The sequence below is a fragment of the Pseudomonas sp. TE3911 genome, assembly GCF_054062775.1.
Genome location: NZ_JBSSFP010000001.1, coordinates 4,191,070 through 4,203,738, shown reverse-complemented (window position 1 = coordinate 4,203,738; position 12,669 = coordinate 4,191,070). Strand labels below are relative to the sequence as shown.

Sequence of the window (12,669 nt, the reverse complement as noted above, 5' to 3'; positions counted from 1 at the left end):
CCGGCCTGCAACCGTGTTGCTTGCCAGGAGTTTCGAGGGGGGGAAGGTGCCTGTCTACTGTCAGAAATAACAGGTCCCAGAGGCAGCTGATGAGCAGGGCAGGCGCGCGGCGCTTGTCATCGGCGCTTATTCAATAGGTCCTCGTTTGGGGCGAGTCCGGAAAAAACGAGACGTGAGGCTGATTACGGTGGCGTGTCCCACGCCACCGTCTGCCGAATCGGCAACACCACGCGAAACGTCGTGCCCTTACCCAGCTCGCTGCTGACGGAAATATCACCACGGTGTTTCTTGACGATGCCGTAGGAGAGCGACAATCCCAAGCCCGTCCCTTCGCCCACCGGCTTGGTGGTGAAGAACGGATCGAAGATCTTTTGCAGCGCATGCGGGGGAATTCCACAGCCGTTGTCAGCCACTTCCAGCCAGATGTTTTCGCCCTCCACGCCGTTGCTGATGGTTATGGTGCCGCGCTCCGGCCCCATGGCTTGTGCGGCGTTGATCACCAGGTTCATCACCACCTGATTGAGCTGCGAAGCCAGGCATTCGATGTCCGGCAGCGGCGCGTAATGCTTCACCACATCGGCCTTGTACTTGAGTTCACTGGCGACGATGTTCAGCGTCGAGTCGATGCCTTGTTGCAGATTGGCAAATTGCCAAGTCTGATCGTTGTCCACCCGCGAGAAGTTCTTCAGGTCTTTGACGATCTGGGCCACACGACCTATGCCCTCCTTGGATTCGCGGATCAGGAGTGGAATGTCTTCCTTGAGAAAATCCAGCTCCAGCTCGTTGCGCAAGGCCTTCAGTTGATCGCGTTGTTCACCCGGTGCGAGGCTTTCCTCGGCCTGGCGGTAAGCGTCCAGCATCTGTTGCAGCTGGTTGAAGTAGGTGTCGAGGCTGCTGAGGTTGGACGAGATAAACCCCACCGGGTTGTTGATCTCATGGGCCACACCCGCCGCCAGTTGCCCCAGGGACGCGAGTTTTTCCGACTGCACCAGTTGGCTTTCCAGCTGCTTGCGCTCGTCGATTTCCAGTTGCAGCGCCTGGGTGCGTTGCTCCACCAATTGCTCCAAGTGGATGGTTTTCACCGAGGCGCGCCGGGCCATGTCCCATTTGTTAGCCAGGGTGTTGGCCATCTGCTGGACTTCGATATTGTCGAAAGGCTTTTTCAGGATCAGCAAGCGATCGTGGCCATGCAGGCGATACAGCAGGTCATCCCAGGAATAGTCCGAATACGCGGTGCACACCACCACCTGCAGGCCGGGGTCGATTTTCCACAACTCCTCGATGGTTTTGGCCCCGTCCCACCCCTGAGGCATGCGCATGTCCACAAACGCCAGCGCGTAGGGTCGTTGCTCTGTCATCGCGGTGATGAGCAGTTGCAGGCCTTCTTCGCCGCCGTAGGCCGAGTGCAGCTCGAAGGTTTGCACCGTGGGTTTGCTGGTGTCGCCAAACAGCGCCGACTCCATCTCATCCAGCGCCTCGTTCGACTCGACAGCGGGCATCAGGATCTTGCGAAAGTCGTCGTGAATCGAGGGGGTATCGTCGATCAGCAAAATACGCCGGTTAGGGGGCTGGTTCATGGCGGGCTTCCGGCAAGGGTGAGAGGGATTTTCAAGGTGAACACCGCGCCCAGGCCCGGCCCGTCGCTGTGGGCGCAGAGCTGGCCGTTCATTTCCACTGCGGCCAGGGCGCAGCTGTGCAGACCGAAGCCGTGGCCTTCCTTGCGGGTGGTGAAACCGTGGGTGAAGATCCGGGTCATGTTTTCGGCGGGGATGCCTTCGCCCTCGTCCTTCACGCTTATCTGCAAGGTGCTGTCCTCCAGTTGTTGCACCGCCAGGGTCATCTGTCGTGGCCGGTCGGTGAGGTTGGACATGGCGTGCTTGGCGTTGCTGATCAGGTTGACCATGATCAACAGCAACCGGTGTTTGTCCGCCATGATCTCCGGTACCCGCCCATATTCCTTGACCACCGTGACGTTGTGGCGGCTAAGCGAACCGGCGTTCATGCGCAAGGCGTCCTCCATCAAATCGCTGATGTGCACCGGTTCCATCAGCGTGGACACGCCGGCATAGGATTGCTGGGTGGAGACGATGTCCTTGATGTGGTCGACGCTTTTGCTCAGTTGCGCCAGCTCATCGGTCATAGCCTGTTGTTCGACGGCAATGGCGTCCACCAGTTGGTTCAGGTAGCCCGGCAGCAGCTTGCCCTTTTCATCCAGGGTCAGGAACGCGCCGAGGTCTGCCTGGTGCTCGTTGATCAGTTGCATGGCCTTGCCCAGGCCCAACGCCTTGCTGCTGCGCAGTTTGCGAGTGACCAGCTCGGCGGAGATATTCACGCTGTTGAGCACGTTGCCAACGTTATGCAGCACGTTGGTGGCGATCTCCGCCATGCCAGCCTGGCGCGCGCTGTCCAGCAGTTCGCTCTGCGCATCCTTGAGCTGCTGGGTGCGGCGTTCCACCCGTTGTTCCAGGGTTTCGTTGGCGGCCTGCAACGCTCGGTTGACTCGATTGATCTCGGCAAAACTACGCAACAGGCGCACGGCCAGGTAGAGCAGCAGCACCACCAGTAACGTCGAGAAAACCAACAGGTAGCGGTGATATTGATGGTCGATCAGGTCAGATGCTTGCTGGTCCTGATCGAGGTGGGTGGTCAAGTCGTCCAGGCGCTCGGCCACGGGTATGGAGGCAATGTGTTCGAGCAGGCTGTTGACCACCGGCTGCTCACGCAGAATCAGCGAAATGTGGTTGCTGAGGATGTCGATCGGGCCCTGGAACTCAGCGGGCAGGCTCTCCTTGTTGATTGCCAGCTTGCCCAACCCCACCAGAATATCTGCGGCGCGATCGTAGCTGGTGACCTGGGCGAATTCGAGGCTACTGAGCAACAGGTCGTAAATGTCGGTGGCCACATCCTGCAGTTGCAGGCGGCCTTCATTGTCAATGCGATTGAACTGGGCCTGGATGTCGTCCTCGGCTGTTGGCAAAAACGCGAGGGAATTGCGCAGCACCGCGTTGTGGGACTTGAACTGGTCGACCAGCCTGGCTTTTTCCTGGATCGCCGCCTGATAAGCCTCCTGGCTGGTTTGCCAGCGACTCAGGTCTTGCGGGTCGTGGTAAGTATCGCGGGTATTGAGTTCGGCCCAGAGCCGGGTCATTTCCGTGAGTGGGGTGACCAGCGGATCGTAGTTGTGAGTGATCGCGATCCGCGCCTTAAGCACTTCGCTGTCCCATTGGGCGTTGAGCTGCTGCAACTGGCGGATCAGATCCCGCGATTGGGTGTAGCCGGCGGTCTGGTCGCGTGAAGATTTGAGGTACAAAAACACCAGCGTAGAGGCCAGCAACAGGGTGATCAGGCCAAGCAACACTTGGCTGGTGCGACGGCGGGAGGGGGTCATGACGGTATGCTCATAGGGGCTTGCCTGCCCATTCGCCGGTCAGGGTCTTGAGAAACTGGATAATCAGGTCTTTGTCTTCCTGGGAAGGGTTGCGCCCCAACTGGTACTTGAACATCACATCCACCGCCGCTTCCAGGGTCTTGGCCGAGGCATCGTGGAAGTACGGCGCGGTGACGGCCACGTTGCGCAGGCTGGGCACCTTGAACACGTGGCGATCTTCTTCGTCCAGGGTCAGCAGGTAGCGCCCCAGGTCGGACTCCACCGGGTTGCCGCGCGCCTTGAAGTAATCACCCATCACGCCGAACTTCTGGAACATATTGCCGCCGATATTCACGCCCTGGTGACAAGCGATGCAGCCGTAATCCTTGAAACGCTGGTAGCCGTATTTTTCCTCGATCGTGAGAATCTCCGTGTTGCCCAGCAGGTACTGATCGAACCGCGAGTTAGGGGTGAGCAGCGTGCGTTCATAGGTGGCCAGGGCGTTTTGCACATTGTCGACGGTGACGCCGTCGGGGTACGCCTGCTTGAAGGCGCTCTGGTAGGCGGGCACGTCTGACAGTTTCTGCACCACGGTTTTCCAGTCGCTGCCCATCTCCACGGGGCTGATGACCACTTGTTCGACCTGCGCTTGCAACGTGTCTACGCGGCCATTCCAGAACTGCTTGAAGTTCAGGCTGGCGTTCAAGACCGAGGGGGTATTGATTTGCACCGGTTTGCCGTCGAAACCTATTGAGAACGGCTTGTCGTCAGCGCCGCCGGAGGCCAGTCGGTGACAGCTGGCACAAGACAGGGTGTTATTCACCGACAGGCGCGGTTCGTTGAACAGTTGCCGACCCAGCTCGACTTTGGCTGAGTCCAGTACTGGAACCGTCGGCAAAGGTTTGAGTGCCTCATCCAGCGGCGCGGCCATCAGTGACACACTGAGTCCCATCATAAGGACCAGGCCGAAACCGTGAGTTGCGACGTCGCTCAAGCGAGCACTCCTTGCATCGTGTGGACTATTGATAGGTTATCGGCATGGCGCAGCCCAACTGCAGCCATTGGGCAAAATCCTTTGTCGACGCGGCCTTGCTGAATAGAAAACCCTGGCTCTTTTCGCTCTCCCGGGTTTTGAGGAGGGCCGGTTGCCCGGCAACGTGCTGTTGGGCAACCTGGCGCGGCGGGGCACTGACCTGATGTCACAGCTTAGTCGAGCTCCCTTGAATTCGGCGGCCAGTTGGCGTCAAATCAAGCCCGCGCCTTGGGCGAGGGAACACGGCTTAGTACCAGGGTTCAATTCAGCTCCATTCAGTTCAATGTGAAGGCGCAGTAGGCATGGATGAACAACTTGCGACGAAACCCACTATTTTGCTGGTCGACGATGAAGAGTCGATCCTCAACAGCTTGCGCCGCCTGTTGCGCGGCCAACCCTTCGATGTAGTGCTCGCGGGCAGCGGCGCCCAGGCCCTGGAGATCATGGCCGCCCAACCCATTGACCTGGTGATGAGCGATGCGCGCATGCCGGGCATGGACGGCGCACAATTGCTGGCCGAGGTTCATCGCCTTTATCCCGCTACCAGTCGCATTCTGCTCAGCGGCTACGCCGACCTGCCGACCATCATCAAGGCGATCAACGAAGGGCAGATCCACCGCTATATCGGCAAACCCTGGAACGACGACGAACTAAAGCTGATCTTGCAGCAGGCTCTGGAGCATCAGCGCCTGGAGCGCTTGACCCAGGAGCAGAACGAGCAGCTCAAGGCGCTCAACAACACGCTGGAAAAACGGGTGGCAGCGCGCACGTCCGAGTTGCAGCAAACCGCCGATATGCTCGATCTGGCCTATGACGAGCTCAAGCGCAGCTACGTGACCGGCACCGAAGTGTTTTCGTTGTTGGCCAACCTGCGTCTGCCCAAGGACAAACAGACCAACCGCGCGCTGATCGAACTGGTGCGCGTGTACTGCACCGCCCAGTCCATAGACGACGCCAGCGCCCGTGACTTGGCCATGGCAGCTGCGTTGTACAACATCGGCAAGCTGAGCTGGAGCGACAGCATGTTGATCGAACCGGCCGACAAGCTGCACAGCACCGATCGCGAACGGTACCGCGGTTATCCGACCCAGAGCGAATCGCTGTTGATGACCCTGGAGCCGATGAAGGATGCGGCGCGGATGATTCGTCACCATCAGGAGCGCTGGGACGGCAGTGGTTTTCCCGACCACCTCAAGGGCGATGCGATTCCGTTCGGTTCGCGCCTGCTGAAGCTGGCGGTGGACTTTATCGAACTGCAGAAGGGTCTGATCCTTGAGCGGCATTTGAACAGCGATGAAGCGCTGTTATATATCCGCAAATACGCCGGGCGCCTCTACGATCCAGAGCTGATCGAGGACTTCGTCCAGGCCTGCGCGGCATTTCTCAGTGATGTGACCCTGGGCGACCCGACCGTCAAAGTGTTGAGCACCCGGGAACTGGCCGATGGCATGGTCCTGGCGCGCAACCTCAATGCCGACAACGGGATGTTGCTGCTCAACGCCGGCAAGGTGCTGAACCTGCCGTTGGTGGACAAGCTGATTGCGTTCGAAGCGATGGAAGGCGCCAAGTACAGCGTGTTTATCAAGAAGCCGGACGACACCGAAGCAGTGCTCCAATAATGTTTATTTTTGAATTCAAGGTGTTCAATTCATGCCTACCACTATCCGTATCGCCGCCGCCCTGCTGATCGGCGCTGACGGCCGAACCCTGCTGGTGCGCAAGCGCGGCACCCAGGCCTTTATGCAACCCGGTGGCAAGATCGACGCCGGTGAGCAACCTGCCGAGGCCCTGGCCCGTGAGTTGTACGAAGAGCTGAACCTGCGCATCAAACCCAGCGACGCGGTCTACCTGGGTAACTTCTCGGCCCCTGCGGTCAATGAGCCCGGATTTACCGTGCAAGCTCAATTGTTCCAAGTGCAGATCGATGCGCAGGTCAGTCCGGCTGCTGAAATCGAAGAGGTTCGCTGGATCGACCCTGCCGGTGATGGCGGCCTGGTGCTGGCGCCCTTGACCCGTGACCAGATCCTGCCGTTCTATCGCTCATCGCTGGCCATTACTGCCTGACGCTCAGGCGCAAAGGACTCAAACGTGATCATCCGTACGCTGGGCGGCAACGACGCCGAGGCTTATCGAGCGTTGATGCTGGAGGCGTATGGCGCTTATCCCCAGGCATTCACCTCCAGTGTGGCCGAGCGCGCAGCCATGCCGTTGAGCTGGTGGGAAAAGCGTCTGGACGGGCGCCAGGATCGTTTGCTCGGCGCGTTTTCAGGGGATGAACTGGCTGGCATCGTCGGCCTGGCGTTCGAGCTTCGGGAGAAGGCGCGGCACAAAGTGACCTTGTTTGGGATGTACGTGACCGAGGCTTATCAGCAGAAGGGCTTGGGCCGACGGTTGGTGGAAGCGGCGCTGGATGAAGCGCGCCAACATCCGCGCCTCAAAGTCATCCAACTGACCGTCACCGCCGGCAACGATGCAGCGTTTGCGCTGTACCGACGTTGCGGGTTTATCCAGTACGGCCTGGAGCCGCTGGCGGTGCGGGTGGGCGTGGATTACTTCGATAAAATCCACATGTGGCGCGAACTCAAGGCTGACTGAGAGCCAATGAGGGAGGGTGCTAGCCCCCCGATAGCAGAGTGTCAGCAAACAGAAATGTTGAATGTGCAATCGCCATCGGGGGCAAGCCCCCTCCCACAGTTGGAACTGTGTGGTTTCAACGCACCGCGCTGACTCCGTCCAAAGTGGAAAACGACGTATCCTTGGCCGTCAGCAAAAAGTCGCGCATATACGGCGCATCCAGCATGTCCGCACGAATCCCCGCATACAGCGTCGCAAACAAACCTTTCTCACCCAGGCGCTTGGCCTTTACGTAGCCACGCGAGCTGTATTCATGCAGCGCCCAATGGGGCATGCCGCACACGCCACGGCCGCTGGCGACCAGTTGCATCATCATCACCGTCAGTTCCGAGGTTCGCACCTGGGCCGGCTCGATGTCGGCGGGCTCCAGGAAGCGGGTGAAGATGTCCAGACGATCGCGCTCCACCGGGTAGGTGATCAAGGTTTCGGGAAGCAAGTCTTCGGGCACGATGAACGACTTGCTCGCCAGCGCGTGCTGGTTGGCCACCGCGAGCATGGCTTCGTAAGTGAACAGCGGCACATAGGTGATGCCCGGCAGTTCCAGCGGGTCGGAGGTCACCACCAGGTCGAGGTCGCCACGGGCGAGGGCCGGCAGCGGCGCGAAGGCGAAGCCTGAAGCCAGGTCCAGTTCGACTTCGGGCCAGGCATCGCGGAACTGGTCGATGGTTGGCATCAGCCACTGGAAGCAACTGTGACACTCGATCGCCATGTGCAGACGCCCAGCGGTGCCTCCGGCCAAACGTGCGATGTCGCGCTCGGCGCCGCGCAGCAAGGGCAGGGTGGCGTCGGCCAGTTGCAGCAGGCGCAGACCGGCGCTGGTGAAGCGCAGCGGTTTGGTCTTGCGCACGAACAGTTGCATGCCCAGGCGTTCCTCCAACTCCTTGAACTGGTGGGACAGGGCCGATTGCGTCAGGTGCAGGCGCTCAGCGGCTTCCACCAGGCTGTCGGCTTCGCGCAGGGCGTGCAGGGTCTTGAGGTGACGGATTTCGAGCACGAGCTCTCCATGAAGACAATTTGTGACGAAGTTGAATAGCGTGAGTTTGTCTCATGTTGCAAGGCATGTCGACCACGACCACTGGGCACTCTTCATCAAACTGTCATGGAAGTGTGGCAGCGCGCTTGAACAAACTTCATCAGACTCGCGCTCTACTGGGGTTCTGCGTTTCGGTGTTTTTCATGCGCGTGTTGCTTTTACTGGCCGCCTTATTGTTCGGCCTGCCGTCTTTTGCGGCGTCTCGATGTGATGTCAATGTCCCGACCCAAACGGTCGACCTGGAAAAGGTGAGCATCGCCTACCAGAGTATCGGCCGTGCGTCCGACCCGGCCTTGCTGCTGGTGATGGGCCTGGGCGGGCAGTTGATCCACTGGCCGGACGAAGTGGTGGTTGCCCTCTGCCAACAAGGCTTTCGGGTGATCCGCTATGACAACCGGGATGTCGGCCTGTCCACTTGGCGCGAGGCGCCGGCCAACGCCAATCTCACGTTTGAAGTGCTGCGCTACAAGCTCGGCTTGCCGGTGGCGGCGCCTTACACCCTGACCGATATGGCCGATGATGCGCTCGGGCTGATGAGCGCGTTGCAGATTCAACAGTTCCACGTCCTCGGCGCGAGCATGGGCGGCATGATCGCCCAGCACTTGGCGGCCATGGCGCCGCAGCGTGTGGAGAGCCTGACCTTGATCATGACCAGCTCTGGCGCTGAAGGCTTGCCGGCACCGAGTGCGGCGCTGGTGCAACTGTTGTCACGGCGCGGCGCGCCCAATCGTGAAGTCGCGTTGGAGCAACAGGCTGACTTGCTGGCCGCGCTGGGCAGTCCGACTATCAAGGATGATCGCCAAGCGTTGCTGCACCAGGCGGCGCTGTCCTACGACCGCGCCTTCAACCCGGAGGGCGTGAAACGCCAGATCATGGCGATTCTCGCTGAGCCGAGTCGCGTGCCGTTGCTCAACCAGTTGCGCGTGCCGACCCTGGTGGTCCACGGCACCGCCGATCCGTTATTGCCGGTGATGCACGGCGTGCACCTGGCGGCGCATATCCAGGGCAGCCAATTGAAGCTGATTCCCGGCATGGCCCATCGTTTTCAGGAAGCCTTCAAGGCGCCGCTGCTGACGGCCGTGTTGCCGTACCTGCAAGCTCATCGTGAAGACGCGGCCCATTGGGCGCAGATTGATCAGGCGGCGCCTGCGAAGCTGCTGTGAGGTGGTGTATCGTGCAACCTTTGCGGCGTATGACTGCCAACGAGGTTGCCTACCATGAGTACTCCCCTGAAAATCGATTTCGTCAGCGACGTGTCCTGCCCCTGGTGCATCATCGGCCTGCGCGGCCTGACTGAGGCCCTCGACCAACTGGGCACCGAGGTGCAGGCCGAGATTCATTTCCAACCGTTCGAACTGAACCCGAACATGCCCGCCATGGGTCAGAACATCGTCGAACACATCACTGAAAAATACGGCTCGACCGCCGAAGAGTCCCAGGCCAACCGTGCGCGTATCCGCGACATGGGCGCCGAGTTGGGCTTTGCTTTCCGCACCGATGGCCAGAGCCGTATCTACAACACCTTCGATGCCCACCGCCTGTTGCATTGGGCTGGCCTTGAAGGTTTGCAGTACAACCTCAAGGAAGCGTTGTTCAAGGCCTATTTCACCGATGGCCAAGACCCGTCCGACCACGCCACCCTGGCGATTATTGCTGAGAGCGTCGGCCTGGATATCAAGCGCGCCGCCGAGATTCTCGCCTCCGACGAGTACGCCGCCGAAGTCCGTGAACAAGAGCAGTTGTGGACCTCCCGTGGCGTGACGTCGGTGCCGACCATCGTGTTCAACGACCAGTACGCCGTCAGCGGTGGCCAGCCGGCGGAAGCCTTTGTGGGCGCGATTCGCCAGATCATCAACGAAGCCCGAGCCTGACCGTGTTCCCATGTGGGAGGGGGCTTGCTCCCGATAGCTGAGTGTCAGTCAACACCTGTATTGACTGAACCACTGCTATCGGGAGCAAGCCCCCTCCCACATGAGTTCTGTGTGAATCTGAATATCTCGCTGGCCCGCCCCTTGCATTGACCCCCTAAAGCCATAGGGGAAACATTACCTTGAACATTCTTGACCTCGACCACAGCCTCACCGGTCAGGCACCGATTGCCCGGCGTTTGGCCAGTGGCCGTGCCACGCGCATCGACCTGCTCGACCTGGGCCCTAAGCTGCGCCTGTGGTCCACCGAAAAAACCTGGAAACGCTTCGCTGAACGCCTGGCCCAGCGGCCACGGCCCACGGATGCGCGACCGGAAATCCTGTTTGTCGGCTCCGGCGATTATCACCACCTCACGCCAGCATTCCTTGCCGATCTCAAAGAACCCATCAGCCTGATCCACTTCGACAACCATCCCGATTGGGTGCGCTTTGCGCCCAAGCGCCACTGCGGTTCGTGGGTCAACCGCGCGCTGAAGATGCCGGCGATCAAACGCATCGTCACCCTCGGCCCGTGCAGCGATGACCTGCACAACCCGCAGCTGCGCGGCGGCAACCTTGGTGCGCTCAAGCGCGGGCATTTGCAGCTGTTCCCGTGGCAACACCCGCCGTCGAAAGTGTGGGGCAGGGTCGGCGATGGCGCCGGTCACCAACAGCAGGAAAACCACCTGCACTGGCGCAACCTGGCGGAGCTGGATTGGGCCGCGTTCCTAGAGCAGATGATCAGCAGCCTGCCCACTGACGCGATCTGGATTACCGTCGACAAAGACGTGCTCGCCAGCGAAGACGCGGCGACTAACTGGGACCAGGGCGGCATGCGCCTGACCCACTTGTTGCAAGCCTTGCGCGCGCTGGCGGCACGCAAGCGCATCATCGGTATCGACGTGTGCGGCGAGTTCGCTACACCGGCCTTCAGCAATGCTTTCAAGCGCTGGGAAGCCAAGTCTGACCAGCCTCCAGCGGAGCGTTGGAGCCCCGAGGATTTGCAGCGCAATGCCGCCACCAATGAGGCCCTGATCGACCTGTTTGAGGAGCTGTTCCCGTGACGTTGACCGTGGTGTTGCTGGTGGCGTTTTCCATCGTGCTCGATGTGATCGGCCAGTTGTGTTTCAAGCTCGGCCTGGACCGTTTGCCGGAGCTGGAAGGTGGCTTTCGCCTGAACGCGTTCTGGGGCCAGGTGTTTAATGCGCCGTTGCTGTGGGCGGGGATCGGGGCCTACGTCATTGAGTTTTTTATCTGGCTGGAAGCCTTGTCCCGCGCGCCGTTGAGCCTGTTGTTTCCAGCCGCTGCGCTGGCGTATTGCGGGGTGGTGCTGGCGGGCAAAGTGGTGCTGGGCGAAACCGTCAGCCGCCGCCGTTGGCTGGGCACGCTGGTGATTACCTTGGGGGTGATGCTGGTGGCCATTGCAGGGAGTCAGGCATGAATTCGCACGCGTGGTTGCATGGGCGTTTTGGCACCGTGGTGCTATGGGCCTTACTGATCTGCACCGAGAGCGCCGGGCAGTTATTTACCAAAGTCGCCGGTGACCAGTTGGGGCAAATGGATTTCAACTGGCAGTGGCTGGCCGACGTGGCGCGGAACCCTGGGATCCTCGCAGCGATTGCCTGCTACATCGGCGCGTTTTTCGTGTGGATGCTGATCCTGCGGCGCAGCAGTTTGTCCTTGGCGTTTCCGCTCAGTTCACTGGTGTTTGTGGTGGTGCTGCTGGGGTCGTGGCTGGGGCTGGGGGAACATATCAGCCCGCTGCACTGGGTAGGCGTGGCGGTGATTATCGGTGGGATAGCGCTGCTGGCCGAAGGCGAAGAAAACTGAAATGCGGACCCATGTGGGAGGGGCAAGTCCCTCTCACATGGGGCCGAAGTGATCAATCGAACGTGTAGCTGATCGCCGTCTGTACCTGGCCCTGGTTCACGTCGCCGGTCTGCTTGACGATGCTGCTGTTGGCCGCCGAGCCCACCAGGTGCACCCAACTTGCGCTGGTCAGCAGTGACCAATTGGGCGCAAGGGGGAATTGGAAACTCTGGCTCAGGGTTACGTTCTGGAAGCCGCCACTGGCGTTGTAGGCCTTGAAGCCTGTGGCCGCCGCTTCGTTATCATCCACCCCGAAAAACGTCTGGGTCTGGCGTGCATCGGCGAAATGCGCCACCAGGCCGCTGCTGCCGATGATTCCGCCGCCCAACGGGTAACCGAGCTCACCGCCGACCTTGCCCAGCGCGCCGCTCTGGGAATGCCCGCCACCGACGGCCTGGCCCAACTGGGCGTAAACCCGCCAGAAGTCAGCCGGCGCGTACTGGATAAAACCCCCGACCTCGGCCATGTCCGACACATTGCGCATCCCCTGCAGCGAACCGTTGGAGGTGCGCCCCTGCAAGTAATTGATATACGGACCTGCACTTAAACCCTGTGTGTTCAGCGCGCTCCATCTCAGCCCGTCGTCGGTGCTCAGGCTCACGTTGCCCCAGTCGAGGTCGAGATAGGGCACGGGCCGGGTTTCGTAGCGGCTGCCGGTCGGATCGTGGGGTTGGTAGCTGACGCCTGCGCCGACGTCACCGCTGATGCCTTCGGCCTGGGCGGCGAGGCTCAGTAAACCGGCGAACGCCGCGCATGTGATCCTCAACATGGTCACAGTTCCTAAGTGAATACACGCGCATGAACGCGCAAACCATCACCCCCATGC

13 protein-coding genes are annotated in these 12,669 nt (G+C 60.5%); 8 read left to right on the top strand and 5 right to left on the bottom strand.

Features of this window, described 5'->3' with window-relative positions:
• Positions 1-182 precede the first annotated feature (182 nt).
• The 3 genes from ACVWXD_RS19100 to ACVWXD_RS19090 are packed head-to-tail and all read right to left on the bottom strand — an operon-like array spanning position 183 to position 4,322.
• Positions 183-1,577 (bottom strand): ATP-binding protein, encoded by a 1,395-nt coding sequence (locus tag ACVWXD_RS19100; RefSeq protein ID WP_181642758.1) that lies wholly within the window; start codon positions 1,575-1,577, stop codon positions 183-185.
• A complete protein-coding gene (locus ACVWXD_RS19095) occupies positions 1,574-3,388 on the bottom strand; it encodes a DAHL domain-containing protein (protein ID WP_457371249.1) in 1,815 nt (604 codons plus the stop codon). Before ACVWXD_RS19095 ends, ACVWXD_RS19100 begins: the two co-directional genes overlap by 4 nt.
• Before the next feature lie 10 nt (positions 3,389-3,398).
• Positions 3,399-4,322, bottom strand: a complete 924-nt coding sequence (locus tag ACVWXD_RS19090) for a cytochrome-c peroxidase (RefSeq protein ID WP_371260767.1) — start codon at positions 4,320-4,322, stop codon at positions 3,399-3,401.
• A 380-nt stretch (positions 4,323-4,702) separates the two neighbouring features.
• Here ACVWXD_RS19090 and ACVWXD_RS19085 point away from each other — a divergent pair, with 380 nt between their 5' ends.
• The 3 genes from ACVWXD_RS19085 to ACVWXD_RS19075 are packed head-to-tail and all read left to right on the top strand — an operon-like array spanning position 4,703 to position 6,995.
• Complete coding sequence (locus ACVWXD_RS19085; RefSeq protein ID WP_032891839.1) at positions 4,703-6,019, top strand: HD domain-containing phosphohydrolase; 1,317 nt, start codon at positions 4,703-4,705, stop codon at positions 6,017-6,019.
• Positions 6,020-6,050: 31 nt separating this feature from the next.
• The gene (locus tag ACVWXD_RS19080; RefSeq protein WP_032891837.1) at positions 6,051-6,464 is read left to right on the top strand and encodes an NUDIX hydrolase; all 414 of its coding nucleotides are present in this window, start codon (positions 6,051-6,053) and stop codon (positions 6,462-6,464) included.
• Between the two features lie 24 nt (positions 6,465-6,488).
• Positions 6,489-6,995 carry a GNAT family N-acetyltransferase gene (locus ACVWXD_RS19075; RefSeq protein WP_260366733.1) on the top strand — a complete coding sequence of 169 codons (507 nt, stop codon included), beginning with the start codon at positions 6,489-6,491 and terminating at the stop codon, positions 6,993-6,995.
• 115 nt (positions 6,996-7,110) lie between these two features.
• Here ACVWXD_RS19075 and metR read toward each other — a convergent pair whose 3' ends face one another.
• On the bottom strand, positions 7,111-8,028 hold the full coding sequence (metR, locus tag ACVWXD_RS19070; protein ID WP_032891832.1) for a transcriptional regulator MetR: 918 nt from the start codon (positions 8,026-8,028) through the stop codon (positions 7,111-7,113).
• Between the two features lie 182 nt (positions 8,029-8,210).
• Here metR and ACVWXD_RS19065 point away from each other — a divergent pair, with 182 nt between their 5' ends.
• The 5 genes from ACVWXD_RS19065 to ACVWXD_RS19045 all read left to right on the top strand — a co-directional run bounded on the left by ACVWXD_RS19065 (position 8,211) and on the right by ACVWXD_RS19045 (position 11,804).
• Complete coding sequence (locus ACVWXD_RS19065) at positions 8,211-9,230, top strand: alpha/beta fold hydrolase (RefSeq protein WP_032891831.1); 1,020 nt, start codon at positions 8,211-8,213, stop codon at positions 9,228-9,230.
• A gap of 54 nt (positions 9,231-9,284) precedes the next feature.
• Complete coding sequence (locus tag ACVWXD_RS19060) at positions 9,285-9,938, top strand: DsbA family oxidoreductase (protein WP_032891830.1); 654 nt, start codon at positions 9,285-9,287, stop codon at positions 9,936-9,938.
• 179 nt (positions 9,939-10,117) lie between these two features.
• Positions 10,118-11,038: an arginase family protein gene (locus tag ACVWXD_RS19055; RefSeq protein WP_095183941.1), complete on the top strand. Its 921-nt coding sequence runs from the start codon at positions 10,118-10,120 to the stop codon at positions 11,036-11,038.
• Entirely contained in the window at positions 11,035-11,415 is a 381-nt protein-coding gene (locus ACVWXD_RS19050) for a DMT family transporter (RefSeq protein WP_032891828.1), read from the top strand. Before ACVWXD_RS19055 ends, ACVWXD_RS19050 begins: the two co-directional genes overlap by 4 nt.
• Positions 11,412-11,804: a DMT family transporter gene (locus ACVWXD_RS19045; RefSeq protein ID WP_032891827.1), complete on the top strand. Its 393-nt coding sequence runs from the start codon at positions 11,412-11,414 to the stop codon at positions 11,802-11,804. Before ACVWXD_RS19050 ends, ACVWXD_RS19045 begins: the two co-directional genes overlap by 4 nt.
• Positions 11,805-11,856: 52 nt before the next feature.
• Here ACVWXD_RS19045 and ACVWXD_RS19040 read toward each other — a convergent pair whose 3' ends face one another.
• Positions 11,857-12,612: a MipA/OmpV family protein gene (locus ACVWXD_RS19040; RefSeq protein ID WP_032891826.1), complete on the bottom strand. Its 756-nt coding sequence runs from the start codon at positions 12,610-12,612 to the stop codon at positions 11,857-11,859.
• Positions 12,613-12,669 lie beyond the last annotated feature (57 nt).

Coding starts and splice junctions, on each gene's coding strand:
- ACVWXD_RS19100 (WP_181642758.1), bottom strand. CDS start 1,577: ATGAACCAGCCCCCTAACCGGCGTATTTTGCTGATCGACGATACCCCC.
- ACVWXD_RS19095 (WP_457371249.1), bottom strand. CDS start 3,388: ATGACCCCCTCCCGCCGTCGCACCAGCCAAGTGTTGCTTGGCCTGATC.
- ACVWXD_RS19090 (WP_371260767.1), bottom strand. CDS start 4,322: ATGATGGGACTCAGTGTGTCACTGATGGCCGCGCCGCTGGATGAGGCA.
- ACVWXD_RS19085 (WP_032891839.1), top strand. CDS start 4,703: ATGGATGAACAACTTGCGACGAAACCCACTATTTTGCTGGTCGACGAT.
- ACVWXD_RS19080 (WP_032891837.1), top strand. CDS start 6,051: ATGCCTACCACTATCCGTATCGCCGCCGCCCTGCTGATCGGCGCTGAC.
- ACVWXD_RS19065 (WP_032891831.1), top strand. CDS start 8,211: ATGCGCGTGTTGCTTTTACTGGCCGCCTTATTGTTCGGCCTGCCGTCT.
- ACVWXD_RS19060 (WP_032891830.1), top strand. CDS start 9,285: ATGAGTACTCCCCTGAAAATCGATTTCGTCAGCGACGTGTCCTGCCCC.
- ACVWXD_RS19045 (WP_032891827.1), top strand. CDS start 11,412: ATGAATTCGCACGCGTGGTTGCATGGGCGTTTTGGCACCGTGGTGCTA.
- ACVWXD_RS19040 (WP_032891826.1), bottom strand. CDS start 12,612: ATGTTGAGGATCACATGCGCGGCGTTCGCCGGTTTACTGAGCCTCGCC.